This is a genomic window from Saprospiraceae bacterium, assembly GCA_016717265.1.
Lineage (GTDB): Bacteria > Bacteroidota > Bacteroidia > Chitinophagales > Saprospiraceae > Vicinibacter.
This window is the reverse complement of sequence record JADKFX010000001.1, coordinates 4,074,475-4,097,876: the sequence shown is the minus strand read 5'-3', so window position 1 is coordinate 4,097,876 and position 23,402 is coordinate 4,074,475. Positions and strand designations below refer to the sequence as shown.

Annotated in this window: 22 protein-coding genes; 13 read left to right on the top strand and 9 right to left on the bottom strand. The window is 33.8% G+C overall.

Annotation, left to right across the window (positions count from 1 at the left end):
- Positions 1-297: 297 nt before the first annotated feature.
- Both IPO86_15940 and IPO86_15935 read right to left on the bottom strand, forming a co-directional pair.
- Positions 298-1,830, bottom strand: a complete 1,533-nt coding sequence (locus IPO86_15940; protein MBK9729599.1) for an aldehyde dehydrogenase family protein — start codon at positions 1,828-1,830, stop codon at positions 298-300.
- Between the two features lies 1 nt (position 1,831).
- A complete protein-coding gene (locus IPO86_15935) occupies positions 1,832-4,168 on the bottom strand; it encodes an immune inhibitor A (protein MBK9729598.1) in 2,337 nt (778 codons plus the stop codon).
- 50 nt (positions 4,169-4,218) lie between these two features.
- On the opposite strand from IPO86_15935, the gene IPO86_15930 reads away from it, so the two are divergent.
- On the top strand, positions 4,219-4,824 hold the full coding sequence (locus IPO86_15930) for a ribonuclease HII (protein ID MBK9729597.1): 606 nt from the start codon (positions 4,219-4,221) through the stop codon (positions 4,822-4,824).
- Positions 4,825-4,827: 3 nt separating this feature from the next.
- On the top strand, positions 4,828-5,352 hold the full coding sequence (locus tag IPO86_15925) for a hypothetical protein (GenBank protein MBK9729596.1): 525 nt from the start codon (positions 4,828-4,830) through the stop codon (positions 5,350-5,352).
- A 76-nt stretch (positions 5,353-5,428) separates the two neighbouring features.
- Here the strand turns inward: IPO86_15925 and IPO86_15920 are convergent, their stop codons facing one another.
- The gene (locus IPO86_15920) at positions 5,429-5,881 is read right to left on the bottom strand and encodes a GatB/YqeY domain-containing protein (GenBank protein ID MBK9729595.1); all 453 of its coding nucleotides are present in this window, start codon (positions 5,879-5,881) and stop codon (positions 5,429-5,431) included.
- A 168-nt stretch (positions 5,882-6,049) separates the two neighbouring features.
- Between IPO86_15920 and IPO86_15915 the strand changes: the two genes are divergently transcribed.
- The 7 genes from IPO86_15915 (at position 6,050) to IPO86_15885 (ending at position 11,138) form a co-directional block, all read left to right on the top strand.
- Positions 6,050-6,655: a DNA-3-methyladenine glycosylase 2 family protein gene (locus IPO86_15915; GenBank protein MBK9729594.1), complete on the top strand. Its 606-nt coding sequence runs from the start codon at positions 6,050-6,052 to the stop codon at positions 6,653-6,655.
- 125 nt (positions 6,656-6,780) lie between these two features.
- A complete protein-coding gene (locus IPO86_15910) occupies positions 6,781-7,242 on the top strand; it encodes a hypothetical protein (protein MBK9729593.1) in 462 nt (153 codons plus the stop codon).
- A gap of 664 nt (positions 7,243-7,906) precedes the next feature.
- The gene (locus IPO86_15905) at positions 7,907-8,686 is read left to right on the top strand and encodes an undecaprenyl-diphosphate phosphatase (GenBank protein MBK9729592.1); all 780 of its coding nucleotides are present in this window, start codon (positions 7,907-7,909) and stop codon (positions 8,684-8,686) included.
- A 72-nt stretch (positions 8,687-8,758) separates the two neighbouring features.
- Positions 8,759-9,460 (top strand): transporter, encoded by a 702-nt coding sequence (locus IPO86_15900; GenBank protein ID MBK9729591.1) that lies wholly within the window; start codon positions 8,759-8,761, stop codon positions 9,458-9,460.
- A 53-nt stretch (positions 9,461-9,513) separates the two neighbouring features.
- Positions 9,514-9,975 (top strand): hypothetical protein, encoded by a 462-nt coding sequence (locus tag IPO86_15895; protein ID MBK9729590.1) that lies wholly within the window; start codon positions 9,514-9,516, stop codon positions 9,973-9,975.
- Between the two features lie 18 nt (positions 9,976-9,993).
- The gene (locus IPO86_15890; GenBank protein MBK9729589.1) at positions 9,994-10,521 is read left to right on the top strand and encodes a hypothetical protein; all 528 of its coding nucleotides are present in this window, start codon (positions 9,994-9,996) and stop codon (positions 10,519-10,521) included.
- A gap of 176 nt (positions 10,522-10,697) precedes the next feature.
- Positions 10,698-11,138, top strand: a complete 441-nt coding sequence (locus tag IPO86_15885; GenBank protein ID MBK9729588.1) for a DUF4440 domain-containing protein — start codon at positions 10,698-10,700, stop codon at positions 11,136-11,138.
- A gap of 37 nt (positions 11,139-11,175) precedes the next feature.
- Here IPO86_15885 and IPO86_15880 read toward each other — a convergent pair whose 3' ends face one another.
- On the bottom strand, positions 11,176-12,099 hold the full coding sequence (locus IPO86_15880; GenBank protein ID MBK9729587.1) for a pyrroloquinoline quinone biosynthesis protein PqqB: 924 nt from the start codon (positions 12,097-12,099) through the stop codon (positions 11,176-11,178).
- Positions 12,100-12,331: 232 nt separating this feature from the next.
- Between IPO86_15880 and IPO86_15875 the strand changes: the two genes are divergently transcribed.
- On the top strand, positions 12,332-14,032 hold the full coding sequence (locus tag IPO86_15875; GenBank protein ID MBK9729586.1) for a T9SS type A sorting domain-containing protein: 1,701 nt from the start codon (positions 12,332-12,334) through the stop codon (positions 14,030-14,032).
- Positions 14,033-14,095: 63 nt separating this feature from the next.
- Here IPO86_15875 and uvrB read toward each other — a convergent pair whose 3' ends face one another.
- Positions 14,096-16,120, bottom strand: coding sequence for an excinuclease ABC subunit UvrB (gene uvrB / locus IPO86_15870; GenBank protein MBK9729585.1), 2,025 nt, complete (start codon positions 16,118-16,120; stop codon positions 14,096-14,098).
- 24 nt (positions 16,121-16,144) lie between these two features.
- Between uvrB and IPO86_15865 the strand changes: the two genes are divergently transcribed.
- From IPO86_15865 to rsmA, 3 genes are all read left to right on the top strand, one after another.
- Positions 16,145-16,924, top strand: coding sequence for an alpha/beta fold hydrolase (locus tag IPO86_15865; protein ID MBK9729584.1), 780 nt, complete (start codon positions 16,145-16,147; stop codon positions 16,922-16,924).
- A 170-nt stretch (positions 16,925-17,094) separates the two neighbouring features.
- Positions 17,095-17,799, top strand: a complete 705-nt coding sequence (locus IPO86_15860) for an SDR family oxidoreductase (protein ID MBK9729583.1) — start codon at positions 17,095-17,097, stop codon at positions 17,797-17,799.
- Positions 17,800-17,803: 4 nt separating this feature from the next.
- The gene (rsmA, locus tag IPO86_15855) at positions 17,804-18,574 is read left to right on the top strand and encodes a ribosomal RNA small subunit methyltransferase A (protein MBK9729582.1); all 771 of its coding nucleotides are present in this window, start codon (positions 17,804-17,806) and stop codon (positions 18,572-18,574) included.
- Positions 18,575-18,730: 156 nt separating this feature from the next.
- Here the strand turns inward: rsmA and IPO86_15850 are convergent, their stop codons facing one another.
- From IPO86_15850 to rsgA, 4 genes are all read right to left on the bottom strand, one after another.
- Complete coding sequence (locus IPO86_15850; protein MBK9729581.1) at positions 18,731-20,215, bottom strand: MBOAT family protein; 1,485 nt, start codon at positions 20,213-20,215, stop codon at positions 18,731-18,733.
- A 35-nt stretch (positions 20,216-20,250) separates the two neighbouring features.
- Complete coding sequence (locus tag IPO86_15845) at positions 20,251-21,282, bottom strand: hypothetical protein (protein ID MBK9729580.1); 1,032 nt, start codon at positions 21,280-21,282, stop codon at positions 20,251-20,253.
- Between the two features lie 680 nt (positions 21,283-21,962).
- Positions 21,963-22,340: a hypothetical protein gene (locus IPO86_15840; protein MBK9729579.1), complete on the bottom strand. Its 378-nt coding sequence runs from the start codon at positions 22,338-22,340 to the stop codon at positions 21,963-21,965.
- A gap of 114 nt (positions 22,341-22,454) precedes the next feature.
- A complete protein-coding gene (rsgA, locus tag IPO86_15835) occupies positions 22,455-23,402 on the bottom strand; it encodes a ribosome small subunit-dependent GTPase A (protein ID MBK9729578.1) in 948 nt (315 codons plus the stop codon).

Below are 23,402 nucleotides of genomic sequence, written 5' to 3'. Positions count from 1 at the left end.
TTTTCTTTTTAGGTTTTTGGTTTTATTGGGATGCAACTTTAGTTCATTTTAGAAACGAATCTTCAAAAGTATAGGTTTTGAAAAATGTTCACCACGCCGTATTTTGAACGATGAGAATTTGGAAGAAATAAATTGGCTATTAGTTAAAAAAATGTATAAACAAATGTTTACGATTCATTGTATTTTGAATTTGGCTGAAAATTTTATAACTCCATTTTAAATCCAATGCAAAATCTTTGGCGTTTTATTTTGTAATTCCCAATGATGCTATTTACGAAAGGTATTACAAATACTTTTTCAGGAATTTAAATCAAATTTAATCCCTTGTGCAAGGGGAACTTCAGTACCATAATTGATTGTATTCGTTTGTCGGCGCATATAGGCTCTCCAGGCATCCGATCCACTTTCGCGCCCACCTCCCGTTTCTTTTTCGCCGCCAAACGCACCACCGATTTCCGCTCCACTTGTTCCAATATTTACATTTGCAATGCCACAATCAGAACCAGTATGCGATAAGAAAAATTCAGCTTCCAGAAGATCCCGGGTCATTATAGATGATGACAATCCCTGAGGTACTTCATTTTGAATCGCAATCGCTTCTTCAAGATTACTATATTTCATTAAATATAAAATAGGAGCAAAGGTTTCTTCATGCACAATATTCAAATCATGTTTTACTTCTGCTATGCAAGGTTTTACATAACATCCACTTTCATATTCAACTCCAAATAATAGCCCACCTTCAACTAAAAATTTACCGCCCTGTACGTTTATTTGTTCTAGTGCTTGAAGATATAAGTTGACTGCATGTTGATCAATTAATGGACCAACATGGTTTTGTGGATCCAAAGGATTTCCAATTCTTAATTGAGTATAAGCATTGGCCAGTTTTGTTTTGAGTGTTTCGTATATGCTTTCCTGTATAATAAGTCTTCTGGTTGTTGTACAGCGTTGACCGGCAGTGCCAACAGCCCCAAACAATACGGAAGTTAAGACAACATTTAAATCAGCACTTGGGCATACAATAACAGCATTATTCCCTCCCAATTCAAGAATCGATTTACCAAAGCGTTTCGCTACTTCAGTACCAACTGCTCTTCCCATACGGGTAGAACCGGTTGCAGAGAGTAGCGGAATTCTGGAGTCTTTACTCAACCATTCTCCAATTTTAAAATCCCCATTAATAATACAGGAAATGCCATCTGGCAGTCCATGTTTAGTAAAGATAGATTGGGCAATATGTTGGCAAGCAATACTGCAAATTGGTGTTTTTTCAGAAGGTTTCCAAATAACCACATTGCCACATATCCAGGCTAAGGCCGCATTCCATGACCAAACAGCAACCGGAAAATTAAATGCTGATATTACCCCTACAATTCCCAAAGGATGCCATTGCTCATACATTCTGTGCTTGGGTCTTTCAGAATGCATTGTCAATCCAAATAACTGTCTTGACAAGCCAGTAGCAAAATAGCATATATCAATCATTTCCTGTACTTCACCTAAGCCTTCTTGAAGACTTTTTCCCATTTCATAGGAAACAAGTTGGCCAAGAGCTTCTTTATGTTTTACTAATGCATCTCCGATTTCTCGTACAATTTCACCTCGTTTTGGAGCGGGCACATTCCGCCAAAATTGAAAAGCCGTTTGAGCTTTCGATACAATCGCTTCATAATCCGATTGGGAAGAGATCCCTACCGCACCAATTCGTTTACCATTTACGGGTGAAATAGATTCGATGGTTTGGGCGGAAGGAAATGAAATAGCTCCGCACCAGCTTCCTTTGTTAGATTCCTGAAGCTGGAGTATTTGAAGAAAATCTGTATTCATATTATTGTATTAGGACCTTGTAAAGCGATGGCTTTTGATCTTTATGTTTAACGGATAAGAAATATAAACCAGGAACCAGGGCAGAAGTTTCAAATTCTATCAGTCCTTTCTGGATTTTTGATTCTATTTTATGTTCTTTACCGGAAGCGGAAATGAATTCAAAATTCAGTTCGGCAAGGTTTGTACTCGTATTTAATTTCAACGAAAATTTATCATGTGCAGGTAGTGGAAACAACTCACCCATACTAAAATCATTTGCGTTGAATGTTTGGGTTGTGAGATCTGTAAAGACTTCCATATCATCAAAATAGTACCCATCTTTTTTAGCTTCGTTTGATCCTGTATATAGAAACACCTGAAGTAAAAGGATCTTCCCTATATAATCTTTTAAATCTATCCATTCTGAAACCCATTCTTTTTGTTCACCGCAATAAACAGGTTCGCCAAATTCTTGAAACTGTGAACCTGATTTAGTGTATTTGCCACAAAGGGATTGAAAATGGATGCCATTTTCCGAAACTCTTACTTGTGCATAATCAACTAGATCATCCAGATCCCACTTAGCTTTAAATTTCAGATATGCATATTTTGCATTCGTTAAGTCAATCGGAAGAGAATTTTGAAATACTTTCTCTGTATTTGCTTCCATGGGTGCCAATGGACTATCCGTTAATGAATTTGGAGCCGAAACAAAACTTTCGGCGGTTAACATCCAAGCATAAACAGCAGGAGAAAACCATTTGCGATCATCTAAAAAGTTATCAGCCCAACCAGCTCTTCCGACAAAAGCCTTTTTGTTTTTTAAGGTTTCAGAATAGACACCGGTTGTTAATAATGCTGTAAATTCTATACTGTCTCCTCTGGAAGGATTTCCATCTACTACGAATGGTATTGAAATTTGTTTGGTTTCACCAGGATTCAATTGTAATTCCAGATCATTATTAATAAATTGAATATAGTTTTGATTTGACTCGAGATGAATTTTTATAGATCCTTGAACTACGCCAAGCCTTGTTACATTGTAAGTCAGGAAATTAGTATCAGCAGTAATAGATTTTGGAGATTCTTCAGTAAAATGTGCACATTCTCCAGCGGTCCAGGCTGCCACTAAATTCATGTATTGCGTAGATTGATTTAAACTTAAAATGTCTTTTCGTTGCGGCCAAAAAGCATAGCCTACCTCAGGTGTAAATGCATAGGTTTTATTCTTAAATATTTGTTCGCCATAAAACCAATCATCTGCTACACCATTTACTTTATAACTTAAGGTTTGATTGGAAGTGCCAACTTCAAAATGGTTATACCGGGTCATTATCTTGGCAATGCTATTAAACAAACTAGAATCGACTGTAGGCCTATCCAAATATCCCCATGGAATAATTAGCAAATCTCCAAATGCATGATAATTCATTGCAATGGTGAATTGTCTGTTTTCACAAAAATATTGCAATGCTGAAGTTTCAGTTTCCGAAAATGGTTCTGTTCCTCTATAGGTATCTGAAGTACCTGAAGGGCTAGATCCATCATTATCATAAGCCCAACCTTGTTCATAATTGCGATTAAGATCCGTTCCAATTCCATCGGCATTTGGGCTTCTGTTTTTACGCCAAAAGCCTCCACCATTAGGATTCGTATCTTCATTAAAGCGATATCCATCAGGATTTACACAAGGAATAAAAAACAATTCTCTATTATTAATCAATGAAGTAATCGCCTCATCCCGACCGTAATTTTCCAGAATATGCCACATAAAAAACATCATTTGCGACATACTTACAGGTTCGCGGGCATGATGAAGTGCGGTATATAAGACTTCTGGTTCATTTTCATCCTGATTTGGGTTATCAGAAATCTTTACATAATAAATCTGATTTTGATCTGTTGTTCTATAATTGCCAATTGCTTTTTTTATAGTGATCAAATTTGGAAATAAATCATGCATGATCTCTAAACTTTCATAAATTTCTGAAAGGCTTAGAAATCCATTCATAGATCCATATTGATAATTTGTAGGAAGTGGAAATTCAGGAGCTATTTCGGGTTCATTATTACAATTTGCCGGGGAATTACGTGATTCTATTTCAGGCTCGTGATACGAACTTATTTTTACTTCAAAGCCTGCCTTGCGAATCTGTTCAATTTCTTGTTCTGTAAAGTCACCATGATAAGAAACACCAGCATGAAAATGACCATGATCGAAAGCAATACCAATAGAATTAAGATCTTTAATACTTTTGCCTTCGAGAAGGATTGTAGCCGACTGCCATTTTGTTTGGCAATTTGCATCAAATACAAAAGAAAAGAATATGAAAACGGGGATTATCAACACACAACGCATAAGTCCTTATTTTGCGACTTGCAAAGCTAAAAATAATCTTTAGAAATTAGATGAATTTAAAAACATATTACAAAAATATCTTATATGAAGCGGGGTGTGATGAAGCTGGAAGAGGTCCTCTGGCAGGTCCGGTATTTGCGGCAGCTGTAATTTTGGACCCAAATCAGGAAATTTTAGGCTTGAATGATAGCAAAAAATTGAATGAAAAAGAACGAAATATCCTCCGAACAGAGATCGAGAGCAAAGCTCTTTGTTGGTCGGTTTGCAAGTTAGAACCTATTGAAATTGATCAAATTAATATCTTGCAAGCTAGTTTGAAAGCTATGCGAATATGTTTGCTGGATTTAAAAATTAGACCAACATCTATAATTATTGATGGAAATAAGAAAATTCCACATTTGGAAATAGAACAGTATTGTATTGTAAAGGGCGATGCAAAGTTCCAAAGTATTGCCGCCGCCTCCATTTTAGCAAAAACACACCGAGATCAGTATATGCTTGAAATACATCAAGAATTTCCATTATATGGCTGGAATCAAAACAAAGGATATCCAACCTTAAAACATCGGATGGCTATTCAGCAATTTGGCATTTGTAAATACCATCGAAAATCGTTTCAAATGAAAGATGTACATCCCCATTTATTTGAATCCTAAATTATGAAAAAACCGATCCTTTTTGCCTTTCCTGTAAATGACTTAACGATTGCACGTTATCTGGCAGCTAAAGAAGTTGATTTCATCGGAATTAATCTTGATGATCCGGATGAAAAAGCAATCAGATCCCGAATCACTCAATTTCGTGAATGGATTGAAGGTCCGCAACTTATTGGGGTTTCAGCAACCCCTCACCAGGCAACATTATCGGACTATAAATTAGACGGATTTTACCTGGATGAAGTATTCGAATTGCCTTCAGATTGTATTGTTTTTAGATCGGAACAATTTTTAATACGGAATCCACAAAGTCAATTTCAATATGTCATTATAGAAAAATCAAATGCAAGCTTTGAATCCATGCAATGCATTTTAAAAACAGATATTAACACAAATCCGGTTTTGGATTCTACTATAAAAGGGTTTCTATTTGCGCCTGGAAATGAAGAAAAAACAGGCTTATACGATTTTGAAAAACTAGAGGAGTGGTTTGAAAAAATTGAATCTATTCAAATGCCTTCAGAATGAATAGGCGCTTATTAATTTGTAAGTATTAAAATTCTTAAACCAAGGTAAAGCAGCTTTTACTTGTGAATGGGAAAGCCTAGTTTGTTTCCAATAATTGTTTTACCATGAGTGAAATCGTTTTACCATCAGCACGGCCAGCAAGTTTTTTAGAAGCAGCGCCAATTACTTTACCCATATCTTTTGGACCTGAAGCGCCTGTTTCAACGATTAATTCTTGAAGAATTCTTCGAAGTGAAGCTTCGTCTAATTGGGCAGGTAAATACTTTTCAATGACAGCAATTTCATCCCGTTCTACTACTGCGAGATCTTCCCGACCTTGTTTTTCATAAATATCTAAGGATTCCCGACGTTGTTTAACAAGTTTTTGCAGAATTTGAATCGCTTTTTCATCATCTACTTCCTTGCCACTTCCATCCGTATTGGCAAGTAAAATAGCTGCTTTAATAGCTCGGATAGCCCTCAGTGCCTTTTGGTCCTGTGCTTTCATTGCTTCTTTTAAATCTGTATTGATTTTGTCTGTAAAACTCATGCCGAATTCGATTTAATATGATTATCTGATGGATGCTAAACAAAATTATTAATAAAAAGATTAATTCAAATCAAATTTTAATTTAAAGTACCCACTTCAGGTCAAGAAATCTCTAAATTATGATCGAGATTGCAGTAGATCCTGATTATTTCCATATTTTTGAAACTTATGAAGCATATCAGTACCTTAAATAAAGATGCAAAACTGAAAAAACTTGTGGCAAGTATTCCGGTCGAAAGCTTGCATGTTACAGGGACTAAATCAGATTTGAGGGAATATCTTGTTGGATCCATTATAAGCCAACAACTTTCTGTTAAAGTTGCAAGTGTAATTAATAAACGATTTTTAGAATTATATAAAAATAAATTTCCTACAAATAAAGCAATCCTTAAAACAGAGGATCAAACCCTTCGTAGTATTGGTTTATCTTATCAAAAATTAGCTTATATAAAAAATATTGCTCAATTCTTTGAAGAGCATAAACTGAATCGCACAGATTGGAGCAAGTTAAGTGAAGATGAAATTTCGAAATTACTAATTCAAATAAAAGGGGTTGGCCAATGGACAGTGGAAATGGTTTTAATGTTTGGCCTCTGTAGGGAAGATGTTTTTTCTCCTGGAGACTATGGCATTCAAATGGCCATGAAGAAATTGTATAACTTAGAATTAGAAGGGAAGGAACTTCAGAAGAAAATGATTCAAATTGCTGAAAAATGGAGGCCCTACAGATCCATTGCTTGTATGTATCTTTGGACGTGGAAAGATCAGAAATAAGCTGTTATTTTAAGGATTATAAAATTCTTAAATCAACAGTTTACAAATTCTTGTTATTTTAGCAGCGCATACCTCAAACCATAAAATTGAACTTGTTTTAGTTTAAATGAACCTAAATTTTAAGCATGATAGAATCACACCATCTTGATGAAACGATTGTTCGTTTTGAAAATAATGAAAAAGAACTGGATAAATTATTAGTTCATCTTCAATCGGATCAAAGTCTTCTCTTAGATATTTTGATTGGGACTCATTCTGAATTAATGACTGACGAAGAAATTGATTACCTGATGTTTTTATTTCTTGGAATTTATGGTACGTTTCAAAAACAAATTACAATACCTGTTTTTGATGAGGCAGCGATTTCAAAATCTGAAGAAGAAAGCTGGAAGGTGATTAATGAGAATAATGACTATAATACAGCTTTGGATATTTTCTTTTCAGAATTGAAAGAGGAAGAAGTCATGGAGTTTATTGATTTGTCTATTGCTCCAGATGATGAAAATGAAATCAAAATTTCGGATCCCGGGAGATTGATAATGCTTGCTGTATTGACAGCTTTATCGAGGTTGTTGGAAAATGTTTGAGAACAAAGGAATCATAATCTAGAATTTTCTTATTTGTTGTATATTGTGACAGTGATTTATTTGTAATAAACATTTCAACCTCAAACCCTATAAAAAGTGCAAATTTTAAACCGGATTTAACATATTTGTCGATTGGATTCAATATGCTCTATGAACTTTGAAATAATTTGTAAACAAAAACATCTCAATATTTTTGAACGCAAAATTCGATATGGATTTGAAAAGGGTCTGCCGTATTGAGAATGAAAGGATCTGATACATAAGATTCATAGCCAACATGAGTGCATTCCAGTTGCATTCTACCAACTGGTACATTTTGAATTATAAATTCTCCTTGAAGATCCTTTACTATGCCTATGACTGGATCTGAACTTTTTATTTTTAAATTAGCCCTTATCAAACTTTGTCGGGTATCTTTATCAATTTGCTTCCTTAAGATTTATTGATCAATTTTCTGACATTCTATTAAATCTGGAATCTCTAACAGAAGTAGCAAGATTAATTTCCAAAGCTTTTGAATTTTCATAAGTAAAACATTTCTTATCAGGAGCATAAAGTTGTAAATTAATTAATTTCATTGAATTCCTGAGGGTAGCTTATTAAAAGCCCTTCGTTTTTCAAATTCATGTATTTTTGAACTTTATTTGGTAGTTATTGAAATTATATGAATCTAGTTGAAGCAATCGTTATAGCAATTGTAGAAGGACTTACAGAATTTTTGCCTGTTTCTTCAACGGGGCATATGATTTTGACATCTTATTGTCTTGGAATTGAGAATACTGAATTTTTAAAGACATTTGAAATTTCAATCCAATTAGGTGCAATTTTAGCAATTGCAATCATGTATGCTAATCGATTTTTAGTTGGATTAGATATTTATTTTAAACTGTTTGCAGCTTTTGTGCCAACGGCTATTATAGGGTTTTTAGCCTATGGATTTATTAAAGAGCATCTATTTAGTCCCTTGGTAGTTTCCATTTCATTAATTCTCGGAGGAATTGTTTTAATATTTGTAGACAAAATTGTAGCACAAAAGGAAAGCGAGTATTTGGAAGTGGAACATATTTCATATAGACGAGCAGTATCCATTGGTCTCGTTCAATGTTTGTCTATTATTCCAGGTGTATCAAGAGCTGGTGCAACCATTATTGGAGGAATATTTAATGGATTAGATAAAAAACAAGCTACCGAATTTTCATTTTTATTGGCGGTCCCAACAATGATTGCAGCTACGGGTTATGATTTATTGAAGACGCCCTTAAAATTTAATCAAACGCAATTTTTACTTTTAGGTGTTGGTTTGATTACTGCCTTTATTTTTGCCTGGATAGCAGTCAAATTATTTATGAAGTTTTTGAATACCTATGGCTTTTCATTTTTTGGTTGGTATCGAATTGTAATAGGGGTACTATTTTTAATTTTAATTTATCTACAATTAATTTAAGAAATGAGAAAAATGTTACGGTCCAATTTCAGTTTTATTTTCATTTTTTTAAATATTTTTAGTTGTGTTTTGATGGGGCAATCCAGCCAATCCATTTCTACAGACAGGCCTGATCAAACAGAGTCACCAAATTTAGTGCCTTCCAAATACTTTCAAATGGAATGTGGTTTAACTTATGAAAAGCTAAATAAGGATTTTACATCCATAGCACATCCGACATGTTTATTGCGCTATGGGGTGAATGAAAGGTTTGAATTACGGCTTGTTGCAGAGTTGCTTTCAAATAAATCATTTGGAGTGCATAAAGTTGTCTTGCCACCTATTGAAATCGGTTTTAAAACAAACTTAGTAGAAGAAAAAGATTGGATTCCTAAAATCTCTTTTATTGGGCATTTAGCAATTCCAAAATTAGCTAGTCCAACAGAAAGGCTTTCAAACCTGGCAACTTCTTTCCGATTTACACTGCAACACAGTTTGTCCAACAGATTTTCTTTAGGCTATAACCTTGGAGCAGCATGGGATGGTGAAAACTCGGAGGCAAGCTTTGTTTATACCTTAAGTTTAGGGATGGCATTTCTTGATAAGCTTAGCTCCTATATTGAGCTATATGGTTTTGTTCCTGATGGAATGCAGGAAGACCATCGAATAGATGCAGGATTTGTTTTTTTGATAAATTCAAATTTGCAACTGGATTTATCCGGGGGTCTTGGCTTATCACCAAGCTCGCCAAAATATTTTGTTGGTTTAGGGGTTTCATATCGATACAAAACATAAACAGAATCGTTAGTTAAATGATTTCTGTTTCATTACTATTAAATTTAATTATCATGAATTTAAAATTTTTATGTTGCTTAATTGTTTTATTTGTTTCACTTTCCAAAATGGACGCACAATCTGCTAATGTTCATTTTGATTCTACTTTAACTGCAAAATATGGAGCAGATGATTATGGCATGAAGTGGTATATTTTAGTATTGCTTAAAACCGGGACTGGTGTTGAGCAGGATGCAGGAAAGAGAAAGGAGCTCTTCGAAGGCCACTTAAAAAACATTCGGAGTTTGGCAGATCAAGGCAAATTGACAGTTGCAGGACCCTTGGAAAAAAATGATCGTTACCGGGGGATATTTATTTTGAACCTAAGCAATAAGGAGGATGCACTTTTATTATTGGAATCTGATCCTGCAATAAAAGCAAAACTTTTGGAACCTGAATTGATTCGATGGTATGGTTCAGCAGCCTTGCCAGCATATTTGGAGGTTGAAGGAAAATTAGGTAAATTTAGATTTTAATAATTAAATTTCGAGATCATGAAATATATATTTATTTTTCAATTTCTACTTTTGTTTACACAAGAATTGTGTTCACAAACTACAAGACAAGGACCATGTTCCGGTATAGAGTATCGTCAATTTGATTTTTGGATAGGTGAATGGGAGGCCTTTAGTCCAGATGGAAAAAAAGCTGGTGACAGTAGGATATCCGTTATTTTGGACAGTTGTGTACTTTTAGAAGAATGGACAAGTGTCACTGTTAAAAACAATGTACGTTATGCAGGTAAAAGTTTCAACAGATATAATTCGATTGATAAAAATTGGCAGCAGACTTGGGTGGATAATTTCGGTTTAGGGAATGAATATTTAAAAGGTTCCTATTTAAATAATCAAATGATACTTGAAACAGCCCCTTTTATATATGCTAAAGACAGTCTTGCTTTGCGCAAAATGACATTTACAAATCTTGGCAATAATAAAATACGACAGTTCGGTGAAATTTCAAAAGATGGAGGCAAAGTTTGGGCGTTAGAATTTGATTTAGAATATCGAAAAATCAAATGACAATAAGAAGAAACTAATAATTTTAATGTTTCAATTGTTTCTTTGCATTCTAAGATACTTGTTTCAATATTAATAATTTTCTAAGCTGATCAGCTAAGTTTAATGTTGAACTAATTTAAGCACAGAAACCATTGTACAGTTGAATATTGCATATTTAGTTATAAAGTTCAATTTTTATGAAGCGAATAATTGGCATCTTAATATTTTTAGAAATAAGTGCATGTAACCAAAAAATTACGCAATCCCAAATCGAGATTGCAAAACAAGAAATATTTAGGATAGAGAAAAAATTTGAAAAGCTGGCAAGTGAAAAGGGATTAGCTGAAGCTTTTTCATATTATGCAGATTCTAATGCAGTATTAAGTCGTGGGGGAACCCTCATTTCTGGTAAACAGAATATTAAAAATCATTTTATTGCCGCTAACTTAAAAAATGTAGTGTTGAAATGGGATGCTGTCTTTGTGGATGTATCGGCTTCCTGTGATTTAGCATATACCTATGGAAATTATACCTTCTCTGCTAAGGATGCTGTCGATAGTACCATAACGAGTAAAGGTATATTTCATACCGTTTGGAAGAAGCAATCTGACGGAGACTGGAAATTTGTGTGGGATTAATTTATAAATGTTAGACTGAATTGATTGCAAATTGAAATTAATAATGGGCACCTTGTTCAGCAATTCCAAAGCCCTTATGAAGTATTAATTTTCGTTTTTTAGAAGACCATAATATTGGATTGGTATGGTTAAAGTGAATGAATTTTATTTTAGCTTTTGTTTCTGATGTTTCATTGGCAAAGAGTTGCATAGTTTCAGCGACAAATGGATGGGGGACCTCAGCCATTTTTCTATTGATTAACTCATCTGCTTCAGAAAAAGTGGCATCTATAAATGCATAATCAACTTCTTTAACGATGCTAATTATATCTTTTTCCCAGAGACTCCATTTGTCGATATCTGGAATGAATAGATATGATTTGGTTTTGGCAATAATTTTGAATCCTGCTGTTTCTGAATACTCATCGCGGTGTGGAACTTCAAAAGGCAGTATTTTGATAGAAGCATTTAAATTTTGGAGAATGTCAACACGAAGTTCATTTATGACAATATTCTTTAACTGCACTAATTGACTCCAGGGTCCATTGGTTGAAAGAAACTGTTTCATTTTTGGTAGTACATAAACATTTAGATTCTTAGTGTTTAAAACTTCTCTTCCAAATTCCATTAACCCAGTATAATGCCCGATGTGTGCGTGTGTGCAGAAAATTCCTTCTGGTAAATATGGATATACTTCATTCGTGAGTTTGTTAAATAGCTGAAATTGCTCCCGGATGTCGGGAGTAGCTTCAAATAGCCACCATTTTTTTTCTGATGGGTCAACTAAAGCTAAAGAAACAACAAACCTTTTTTTAGTATTATCTTCCCAGGCTTGTTCGCAGCATTTTTTTTCGCAGCCCATATGTGGATATCCACCATCCTGTGCTATTCCTAATACCAGGAGATAGGGTTCAAGTTTTGAAAGTTCAGCTTGTACTCGAATTGAAAAACAAAGAATGATTAAAATATAGATCGTTTTCATTTTTAAATAGCTTGTTTTTGAATCTAGTTTTTAGTATTTATTGCACCCTTTGAAGATTTTGTATAAAGCTAAAATTTCATTTTAGATTGTGGGTCATAAATTTTACATTTATTTTTTAAAGTTTAACTATACCTAAAGGTTTAAAATATTTGCGAAAGCTAATTCTTATTTGAGCATTGATTTATTTTATTTAGTAGATTTTTTAAATAACTTTGTTTAAAATACCAGGTTTATGCTTAATAAGTACTTTTTATTTCTGATAGTAGTACTGCAGATAAGTTCACTACAAGCTAGCAGTTTTTTTGTTTCATCATCGGCTACTAGTATGGGAGATGGAAGTTTTGATAAACCCTGGCTATTGCAAACAGCATTTAATCATCCGCTCGCTTTAAAACCGGGTGATACAGTTTGGATTCGGGGTGGCAGATACACGAATACTTATGATGTCCAGACATCCTTTAGTTGTAAGACGAATGGTACTGAAAATGCAGCTATTATTTTTAGAAATTACAATGATGAGCGAGTACTCATTGATGGTCAGCATACTTATACCATTTATTTATCTTTAGGAAGTTGCAGTTATACCTGGTTATGGGGATTGGAGATTTTAAATTCCAGCATGTTGAATCGCAATATAACCCGGGCTGGTGGTATCACGTGTACGGCAGAAAATATGAAATTCATTAATCTTGTTATACACGATACGGGTAGTGGATTAGATTGCTGGAAAACAGCAAAAAATTCAGAAGCTTATGGTTGCCTTATTTATAATATTGGAAACAACGAAAATAATAATGGCAATTTGGAAGGTCATGGACATGGTATGTATTTGCAAAATGATACGTTTGGAACTAAACGAATACAGAATAATATTATTTGTAATACCTATGGGAATGGAATTAAAATATGGCAGACCACGACTACAGCAGCTTTAGGAAATTTTGATGTGCAAAGAAATATAATTTTTAATGGTGGTGCTGCTTCAGAGAATTTAGGTGGCGTCGGTAAAAATTCAAGGACCCATAATTTTTTTGTAGTTGCAAATGGTGTCAATAATCCGATTCGGAATACAGTCATTAAGCATAACTATACGTTTGCCGGAACCAATACTCCACGACCACCTGTAAATGCTTTTGGACTGAATTATGGAGTCCAAAATATGATTTTGGATAGTAACTACTTAACTTGTCAAACTAGATTGGGATTCAATAATACACCCATATTTGATGCTTCGGTAAAAGGCAATAAAATTATTGGCGGAATCCCAGCTGTTTATGGTGTTTATCTTTGGGGTTTTTTGGAAAGTGATTTTTCACAAAATACCTTTATTCCGGATTTGCCTACAACAGGTTTGGAATATTTTGTATTGCCTAATAAGTATGAACCCAATAGAGCAAACGTCGTTATCTATAATTGGAGCAATGAACCTACTATAAAAATAGATATTTCTAAGTTAGGATTGATTCCTGGAGATCCATATGAATTAATAAATGCTTTAGATTTTGACAATGATATATTAACCGGGGTTTATCCTGCCGATGGGGTGATTACAATCCCAATGATAGGACATACAGCTGCGCAAGCATTTGGTTCTACTCAAAGTCCGGTTTCTCAGTTTCCAACATTTGGAGCATTTATAGTTCGTCAGAAATCAGTACGTACCACAAATGTTGCAGAAAAGTATAAATCTTTTAATGTTTCAATAATACCAAATCCATTTAGTGAAAAATGTATATTTACCTTAGAACAAGGTATGACAGTGCAATATAACCTAAGCATTTATAACCTCTTTGGCACGCTTATGCAAGAGCATAAATTTGAACAGGAGAAGGCAACAATAAATAAAGAAAACTTGCCAGCTGGCATATACATTTATCAGATTTCAGAATTCAATGGGATTCCTATTAGTAAAGGCAAAATAGCCATTGAATGATATAAATATAAGGACTCTATTGTCGATTTATTTAAGAAATTCTGCGAACTATTTTCTTTTGAATTAATGAAGTGTTTCCTTTAGTTTTTTCTTTAATGCATTCATTTCGTCCCGGTAGGAAGCCGCTTGTATGAAATCTAAATCTTTGGCTGCCGCTTTCATTTTTTGTTCCGTTTGTTGAATCAGTTTTTCCAATTGTGTTCGGTTCATATAGGCAATCAGAGGATCTGCTGCAATACTTGGTTCTGTTTTTTCAATATAAGGATTTTGAGGGCCTCTCATATCTAGGATAGAACTCTTTTGGAGGATCTCTTCTCTGCTTTTACTCAAGGTTGTTGGAGTTATATTATTCTCAAGATTATAATGAATCTGAATAGCCCGACGTCGATTTGTTTCATCGATTGTTTTTTGCATAGAATCCGTAACTTTATCAGCATAAAAGATTACTAATCCATTTGAATTCCTGGCTGCACGACCTGCTGTTTGTGTCAGTGAACGTGCATTTCTTAAAAATCCTTCCTTATCTGCATCAAGGATTGCAACTAAAGAAACTTCAGGTAAGTCCAAACCTTCTCTCAATAAATTGACACCAACCAAAACATCAAACTCTCCAAGTCGCAGATCCCGTAATATTTCTACGCGCTCCATAGTATCTATTTCAGAATGGATGTATTTGCACAAAATACTGAGTCCCTGTAAATATTTACTAAGTTCTTCTGCCATTCGCTTTGTCAGGGTAGTCACTAATACGCGTTCGTTCTTTATTTTTCTTTTTTGAATTTCTTCTAATAAATCATCAATTTGATTGAAGGAAGGTCTAACATCAATAGGAGGATCCAATAATCCAGTTGGCCGCACGACTTGTTCTACAAACTCTCCTTCTGTTTGAGAAAGTTCATAATCTGCTGGAGTTGCACTAACATAAATTATTTGATTGTACTGCAATTCAAATTCATCAAAATTTAGAGGTCGGTTATCCAAAGCAGATGGAAGGCGAAAACCAAACTGAACAAGATTTTGTTTTCTTGCACGGTCACCTCCCCACATTCCCCGGATTTGAGGAATCGTAACATGACTTTCATCAATTACCAATAAATAATCTTCTGGAAAATAATCTAATAAACAAAAAGGTCGAGTACCTGGGACTCTGCCATCAAAAAATCGCGAGTAATTTTCTATTCCACTGCAATATCCCAATTCTCTAATCATTTCAAGGTCAAATTGGGTTCTTTCTGAAACTCGTTTAGCTTCTAAATATTTATTTTCAGATTCAAAGTATTTTGTTTGTGCGAATAGCTCATCCTCTATGGATCGAATGATCTGCTTTAAACGATCCTTCGGCGCAACATATAAATTTGCAGGAAAAATTGCTGCAAAATCCATGCTAATAATACGCTTTCCGGTACTTAATTCTATTTGATCAATATTTTCAATTTCATCCCCTAAAAAGTGAATCCGGTAACCATAATCTGCATACGGAAGATGGATATCAACAGTATCGCCTTTGACTCTGAATTCTCCTCTAGTTAATTGCCCTTCTGTTCGATTATATAAGCTATCTACCAATTTGAACAAAAAAGCGTTTCTTGAATATATCTGCCCTTTTTGCAAGCGAATAATGCCTGTTTTATAATCTTCTGGATTTCCCATCCCAAAAATGCAAGAAACTGTGGCAACAATAATGATATCTCTTCTTCCTGATAATAGGGAAGAGGTGGCTTTCAATCTAAGTTTATCTACTTCTTCATTTATTTGTAAATCCTTTTCTATATAGGTATCAGACACAGAAAGATAAGCTTCCGGTTGATAATAGTCATAATAAGAAACAAAATACTCCACTGCATTATCTGGAAAAAACTCTTTAAATTCTCCGTACAATTGTGCTGTCAATGTTTTATTATGTGTCATTACGAGGGTAGGCTTATTTACTTGGGCAATAACATTTGCCATGGTAAAGGTTTTGCCAGATCCTGTGACGCCTAATAAAACCTGAGCGCGCTCTCTGTTGTTAATACCATCAACCAATTGCTTGATTGCTTGAGGTTGATCACCAGTAGGTTGGTAATTGGATTCTAGTTTAAATGACATATAAAGGCAAAATTAAGAATTGAAGTGAAAGAACAATCAGCTATTCCACTGCATTTTAAAAAAGCAGGTAACGGACCGGTTTTAATAATATTGCATGGTTTATTTGGAAGTCTCGATAATTGGCAAAGCTTTAGTAAAACTTTAAGTGAAAAGTTTACTGTTTACACGCTTGATTTACGCAATCATGGTAAATCCCCGCATACTGATAGCTTTTCATATCCTTTAATGGCGCTCGATGTGATTCAGTTTTTAGAGGGGAATCAATTAAATAGAGTGTATCTCTTAGGACACAGTATGGGTGGAAAAGTAGTGTTGGAAATGCTCCATCAGGCGGCTCCGCAAATCGAGAAGGCTATCATTTTAGATATTGCTCCAAAATCTTATCCAAGAGGCCATGATTCTGTCTTTGATGCCATGTTTTCTTTAAATTTAGAGCTTACAAAAACGAGAATCGAAGCAGATTTAAAAATTATGGAATATATCCCTGAATTTGCAGTTCGACAATTTATTTTAAAAAATCTGGATCGGGATAAAGAAGGAAATTTTTTCTGGAAACCTAATTTAAAAGCCTTGTATGAAAATTATTCAGAAATCAATAAAGAAATTAATTTTAAACATCCGATTCAAAAAGATGTTCTTTTCGTGAAAGGAAGTTTATCTCCATATCTAAATACTCAGGATGAACGTACGATAATTGAATTCTTACCACATGCTCAATTTAAAGAAGTTGAAGGAGCTGGTCATTGGATTCATGCAGATAAGCCACTGGAATTATTGGAAATTGTGAATCTATATTTTGCTTGAATGCTGATGCGTGGAAAAACATAGCTTATATGTAATTATTTATTAAAAAAATGCAATCGGAAAGTAACTGTAAATCATCTTGTGTGGTTTTTTCAATTTGTTGCGAATAAAAATTTTGGAAATTATAGTAACCTTAATAAAAAGAATAGTTTAAATTTAAATAAATCAAAATGGAAATAGTAAACGCAAAAGTATTGATCACTGGAGGTAGTCAGGGTATTGGATTGGAAACTGCAAGATTGTTAATTTCAAAAGGGGCTCAGGTTGTTATTTGTGGCAGGAATAGAGAACATTTAGAACAAGCAGCTATGGAAACCAATGCAATAGCAATAACAGCAGATGTCAGTAATGAAAATCAAGTAATCGATTTGATTGAAAAATCAAAGGCTGCTATGGGAGGTTTAAATGTACTTATCAATAATGCAGGCTATGGATATTTTAATTTATTAGAAAGTATAGATATTGATGCCTTCAGAAAATTGTTGGAAACCAATGTAATAGGGGCAACATTATGTGCACGGGAGGCAGCAAAGCATTTTATTCAAATTCAAACAGGAAATATTATAAATATAGCATCCACTGCTGCAAAATCTGGTTTTCCATCGGGAACGGCTTATTGTGCAAGTAAATTTGCATTAGCCGCACTTACGGAATGTTGGCGTGCAGAATTGAGGAAATACAATATTCGCGTGATGCAAGTGAACCCGAGTGAAGTTCAAACTAATTTTGTGATCAATAGTGGTAGAGATGCTAGACCTTTTAATGACACGAAATTACAGGCTACAGAAATTGCACATAGTATATTAAGTATGTTGGAAATGAATGATCGTGGTTTTATTACAGAACTAACTGTTTTTGCTACGAATCCACAATAATAAAATGAGTTTATTTGCAAAGAAATCCTACGGACAACATTTTCTGAATAATGATTCTATTCTTCAGAAGATTGCGGATCGGGTCGCACAACAGGATATCAATTCTATCTTGGAGATCGGGCCTGGTCGGGGAGCGTTGACAAATTTTTTATTGAGATTAAATAAAAAATTTCTGGCCGTAGAAGCAGATCGGGATATGCAGAATCATCTTTTACATAATAGAATTCTCACAGAAGATCAGTTGATATGTGAAGATGTATTAAAAACAGATTTTACTGCCTTATTTGACGGAAATGAATTTTTGTTATGTGGAAATTTTCCATATAACATCTCCTCCCAGATTTTAATTAAAACCTTATTAAATTCTGAGCGCATTCCAGTAATGATCGGTATGTTTCAAAAAGAAGTAGTCATGCGGATTATTTCAGGCCCTAGTACCAAAGAATATGGTAAATTAAGTGTAATGACCCAATTGATGTATGAAGGTAAAAGATGTTTCGACATTAATCCATCGGCTTTTACACCAGCGCCAAAAGTGATGTCTTCAGTTTTGGAATTGAGGCGAAAGTCTGATGCATTATCTAAAGAAAAGTTTCTTCAGATTCAAAAATTGGTGCGTACATCTTTTCAGTTTCGAAGAAAAACATTGCGCAATAATTTAAAATCCTATGTGCAGGATCCAACGATTCTAGCGGATTCATATTTTGATCAGCGCCCGGAAGAATTAAGTCCATCTGAATTTCTGAATTTATTAAGCAAATTGCATACAACTTAATAATTTTAAGGAAACAGTCACTTAATTAATGGATTGTTGTACTGCAGCATTTCAAACTTTACGAACGATTCGGCAACAAACTTTGAAATGGATAAATTCGAAAACGGTATGTTTCTTTCTTAATGTATAATTGTAATTAGAATTTTCAATTTTGGATTAAAATTGGAAGTATATAAATGAACTGCTGCTTTCCTGACAGATTATTAACAGTAACAGCATAATTGACCAGATAATTCCTACAGTTAACCAATGCATTTTTTCAAATTCAACTAATAAATTCCGGCTTCGCATGATCCAATGAACAATTAAAGTCCCAAGCGTAATAATCGTAATTTTTAGGATACTTAAATGACTTAACAATACGGCACCTTGTGGCACCAGTAAAAACATAGAAGCCAAGAGTCTCCATGCGGAACTAAAATCTGTTGCTCTAAAAAATACCCAGGTAACATTGACAAGAAAATAAGTAAGTAATGCTAAAAAAATCTTATTTGTAAAAAATTTAGATATAAACCCAGGTATTACAATTTCATTTTTTGATGCAATTCCGGATTCCTGATTTTCAATTCTGTTGATTTTTTTATATCTAAAATCTACAATCATTTTTTCAATCCACAAATAGAATCCATGTAAGGCTCCCCATACAACAAATGTCCAATTGGCACCATGCCAAAGTCCACCTAATAACATGGTGATCATTAAATTTACATATGTTTTGAATGTTCCATTGCGGTTTCCACCCAATGGAATATATAAGTAATCCCGCAACCATTTTGATAAGGTAATATGCCAGCGTCGCCAGAAGTCAGAGAATCCGATAGCGGCATAGGGGTAAATAAAATTTTCCGGCAAACTAAATCCAAGGCAAGATGCAACGCCAATAGCACAGGTTGAATATCCTGCAAAATCAAAGAATATTTGTCCTGAAAAAGCAAGTACGCCCATCCATGCATCCAGGGTTGCTAAAACTTGCGAAGCTCCAAAAACTGTTTTAGCAGATTCCGCCAGCATGCTATCTGCTAATACAACTTTCATAAATAATCCCAGGGAAAGCAAGAAAAGTCCTTGAATCATTTGTTTGCGACTTGCTGTGTGAGGATTTTCAAATTGGGGTACTAATTGTGGAGGTCTTACAATGGGTCCTGCGACCAAATGTGGAAAAAAAGTTACAAAAAGTGAAAAGTCTAATAAAGATTTTACAGGTTTGCTTTCTTTACGATACATATCAATCGTATAGCAAAGCGTAGTAAATGTATAAAATGAAATTCCTGCAGGTAAAATAATGTTCGGTTCAGCTGGATGATAATCAAATCCAATTTGATTTACAAAGAATACAAAATTATCCAGTAAAAATCCTCCATATTTGAAAAAGCAAAGCATGCCTAAATTTCCGACAAGACTAATTATAAGTAATAGTTTTTTTCGGATCAGATTATTTTCATTATATAGTAATCGACCAACAAAAAAATCGACTAATGTAGATAACCATAATAGAAGAATAAAAATGGGGTTCCAGGCTGCATAAAAGACATAACTCGCTAAGAGTAAATTTATCTTTTTAAGCTTCCAGCTAAAAGGTAAATGATGTAGAATTACAACTACGATAAAGAAAACGATGAACGTGTATGAATTGAAGACCATTTTGAATCTATTGAATTATTCGTATTTGATAGAAATTATAAATTGAAGTTAGCTGGTTTTTCCTTTTTAATAATTTGAATAAGTTGGGTAGTATACTGAACTGCATCTTGTTTACTTAAATGAGAATATTCAGGACAAATAAAACTTGAGGTTTCTGGATAATCTGAAAAATGGATTCCCGGACAATTCGTTTGTGTTAATAATTTATTCCAATATTGTTCTCGTGGAAAATCTTTATTTTCCGTAATAAGGAATGGACCACTAGAGGGTGTTCTTATAAATACTATGATTCCTCCTCTTTGTTTTATTTTGTCGATGGAGGTTTTAATTTCTGTAATAAAACTATCAAGTTTAGTATCAATTAGCGGAGGACCTTTCGGGAGGGATCCAAGAAATTTCCAAATACCTTTTACCTTGTTTTGTAAATTTGTATCAGCTATAAATTTATCTGTCATCCTAGACTGTCTTTCATAAGAAATATTTCTGAAATCCATTGGAAAGTCGGGTCCGCTAAATACACCTGTCCGTTTAGGGACGGGTATTTTATCCAGTAATGCATTTAAGGAAAAATAATCTTTGTTTAAAAAAACAAATTGAGATTCTAAAATTGTATTTACCTTAAAACTAAAGCTTTGAGCTGGCGTTAAATTTTTATAAAAATCAATGTATTCATTTGGTTTTTCCATCCTTCGCTCAGCTGTAGAGAAAAATAAACCTTCGGTAACATCGATGATTAATTTGCCATGAAACAATTCATCGTTGGCAAGATCTTTTAAAACGGGTAAAGGCGAGCTGCCTTCGATAGAAAGCTGTATAGCATTTTCACCCGTTAGTTTTTTCCAGGTTGGGATATCCAAACCATATTTTATCCGTGAAGAGCCAATAAAAACAGTTGTAGGATTTTCTTTTGAATAAACTTGTGCTCTTTTATTCGACCAAAGGAATCCGCCATCATCATAAGAAATATTTATTTTTTGAGCACGCAAATAGTATTCCCAGGATCCTATTAAAATAGTAACCAAGATGGCAGTAAATAAGCCGGCTCTATAAAAGCTAAGATTTTCCATAATAACTATTCAAATAAAAATTGCTTAAATATATGGGTATTAATTTGAATTCAAAGAATTTTATAAGAGCTTGGGTTTAATGATCTGGGATCAAGGATGTTTTCAGAGTAAAAATGAAACTGTCTGGTTTTAAAGCATTTAAGAATACTTTAGGTATGCCACAACTTTCAAATAAGTATCCATGCTGCCCCTGCAATAAAATGCCTCTAAGTAGATTTGATTTTAGTTGTGTTGATATTAGCATAGTAGGAGTATGGTATCAATTTTATAGGAGAAATAGGATAGCCGCTACCTAATTCTTGAATGATTTTGATACTCGTTAATTGAAGTACAAGCGTGGTAAGAAGGAAGGACCGACGTAAACTATTCATAGGAAAGGTAATTTGAAATATATCTTGAATTTAATTTATAAAATTATATTGAATTACCTATTACAAAATCTATTTAAGAATTCTGTTTAATAGAAAGCCAGTTTTATAAATCGGGGTTGACTTGTTTAGGAGATTATTTATTCTTGAATGTCGTCAAGATACAAGGCGAAGTAGTGAAGGTTTTTTGTATACAAGTAGCTCCGTAACCGCCGCTCACCCGAGATAATGAATCAGGTTTTACTATAAATGCCAAAAAATGAAAGATTAAGTTTTCTTGCTGGGCTGCGTGTAAAACATGTTATCGGCATGCTATTTTCTTGTATAATATGCTAATGATCCTTCTCCTTGATAATAATAAAGTAACAAAGTATCTTTGCTATAACTTATTATTTCTTCTAACCCGTTTTCATACTTTACATACATGCTACTATCTGCTTTAACAACTAAATCATATTGCATTTTACTTAATAAATTATTATCTTTATATTCATAATAGTAATAATCATCAAAGAGTATTTCGAAGTTATATCCTCGATCTTTATAAGTTTCAGTAGAATTTGTAAATCCATAATAAGTTTTAATCCAAGTCCACTTTCCAATAATACTTTTGTTAATAATTTTATCCTTCTCGCAACTATCAGATATAATAAATATGAAAAATATTAAGTAGAAAAGTTGTTTCTTCATTATGTAGATTTTTATCCGAACGTAAGCATGTATAAATATATTTTCTTTGGAAGTTGCCGATTGCTAATTTTTATGCTTGCCTGCTTGAGATAGCTCCTAATATTCAAGAATAATTTAATATTTCCGATTTCGTTCCCAAAAATTCTGAGCTTCTACTTCTTCTAAAACATTGAGGTAGTTTTTATACCGGATTTCACTAATAGTTCCATTGGCTATTTCAGTTTTAACAGCACAATCAGGTTCATTCCGGTGTGTACATTGTGAACCAAAACGACAATTTGCAGAAGCTTTGAAAAATTCCCGATAGTTATGCGCGATATCCATAACATCAAGATTATTGAATGTTAATGATTTTACTCCAGGAGTATCGATTAGGTACCCACCAAAATCTAAAGGAAACATTTCAGCAAATGTAGTAGTATGGATGCCTTTGCCACTATAACCAGATAAGCGACTGGTTTTTAAATTAAGTCCTGGATTTAATTGATTTATGAGAGATGATTTTCCAACACCCGATTGTCCAGATAGGAGCGTCGTTTTATTTTTTAATTTTAAGCGTAATTCGGAAACCCCCATGGCATCTTTTGAAGATACTGCATGCACCTCATACCCAATTTTTTCATAAACATTTTTGAGTTCATTAAATTCTGATTTATCACTTTCTGTATAAATGTCCCATTTATTAAAAACAATAATTACAGGAATATTTTGTGGCTCTGTAGTTAACAAAAAGCGATCGATAAAACCAATTTTGAGAATCGGATCGCGCATACAACTTATTAATAATGCCTGGTCAATATTACATGCTATTAAATGTAATTGTAATCTTGATTTAGGGGATTGCCGTGCAATGTAATTTTTTCGGGGTAAGACACCATGAATATTCCCTTGGTTTTCATTTTCCAATTCCAACTCAACGCGATCTCCAACAGCCACCGGATTTGTTAAATTTTCTTTATCTAATTTTAATTTACCAACAATCCGACATGAAATTATCTTTTTAGATTCTTCTAACAAAACTTCATACCAACTACCTGTAGAACGCAATATTAATCCGACCAT

Excerpts from the sequence above, each read along its gene's own strand:
- IPO86_15930 (MBK9729597.1), top strand. The coding sequence starts at position 4,219 with ATGAATTTAAAAACATATTACAAAAATATCTTATATGAAGCGGGGTGT.
- IPO86_15880 (MBK9729587.1), bottom strand. The coding sequence starts at position 12,099 with ATGAAAACGATCTATATTTTAATCATTCTTTGTTTTTCAATTCGAGTA.
- IPO86_15900 (MBK9729591.1), top strand. The coding sequence starts at position 8,759 with ATGGGGCAATCCAGCCAATCCATTTCTACAGACAGGCCTGATCAAACA.
- IPO86_15860 (MBK9729583.1), top strand. The coding sequence starts at position 17,095 with ATGGAAATAGTAAACGCAAAAGTATTGATCACTGGAGGTAGTCAGGGT.
- IPO86_15885 (MBK9729588.1), top strand. The coding sequence starts at position 10,698 with ATGAAGCGAATAATTGGCATCTTAATATTTTTAGAAATAAGTGCATGT.
- IPO86_15895 (MBK9729590.1), top strand. The coding sequence starts at position 9,514 with ATGAATTTAAAATTTTTATGTTGCTTAATTGTTTTATTTGTTTCACTT.
- rsmA (MBK9729582.1), top strand. The coding sequence starts at position 17,804 with ATGAGTTTATTTGCAAAGAAATCCTACGGACAACATTTTCTGAATAAT.
- IPO86_15910 (MBK9729593.1), top strand. The coding sequence starts at position 6,781 with ATGATAGAATCACACCATCTTGATGAAACGATTGTTCGTTTTGAAAAT.
- IPO86_15850 (MBK9729581.1), bottom strand. The coding sequence starts at position 20,215 with ATGGTCTTCAATTCATACACGTTCATCGTTTTCTTTATCGTAGTTGTA.
- IPO86_15875 (MBK9729586.1), top strand. The coding sequence starts at position 12,332 with ATGCTTAATAAGTACTTTTTATTTCTGATAGTAGTACTGCAGATAAGT.
- IPO86_15935 (MBK9729598.1), bottom strand. The coding sequence starts at position 4,168 with ATGCGTTGTGTGTTGATAATCCCCGTTTTCATATTCTTTTCTTTTGTA.
- rsgA (MBK9729578.1), bottom strand. The coding sequence starts at position 23,402 with ATGGTCGGATTAATATTGCGTTCTACAGGTAGTTGGTATGAAGTTTTG.
- IPO86_15925 (MBK9729596.1), top strand. The coding sequence starts at position 4,828 with ATGAAAAAACCGATCCTTTTTGCCTTTCCTGTAAATGACTTAACGATT.
- IPO86_15940 (MBK9729599.1), bottom strand. The coding sequence starts at position 1,830 with ATGAATACAGATTTTCTTCAAATACTCCAGCTTCAGGAATCTAACAAA.
- IPO86_15845 (MBK9729580.1), bottom strand. The coding sequence starts at position 21,282 with ATGGAAAATCTTAGCTTTTATAGAGCCGGCTTATTTACTGCCATCTTG.
- IPO86_15915 (MBK9729594.1), top strand. The coding sequence starts at position 6,050 with ATGAAGCATATCAGTACCTTAAATAAAGATGCAAAACTGAAAAAACTT.
- IPO86_15890 (MBK9729589.1), top strand. The coding sequence starts at position 9,994 with ATGAAATATATATTTATTTTTCAATTTCTACTTTTGTTTACACAAGAA.
- IPO86_15905 (MBK9729592.1), top strand. The coding sequence starts at position 7,907 with ATGAATCTAGTTGAAGCAATCGTTATAGCAATTGTAGAAGGACTTACA.
- IPO86_15840 (MBK9729579.1), bottom strand. The coding sequence starts at position 22,340 with ATGAAGAAACAACTTTTCTACTTAATATTTTTCATATTTATTATATCT.
- IPO86_15920 (MBK9729595.1), bottom strand. The coding sequence starts at position 5,881 with ATGAGTTTTACAGACAAAATCAATACAGATTTAAAAGAAGCAATGAAA.
- uvrB (MBK9729585.1), bottom strand. The coding sequence starts at position 16,120 with ATGTCATTTAAACTAGAATCCAATTACCAACCTACTGGTGATCAACCT.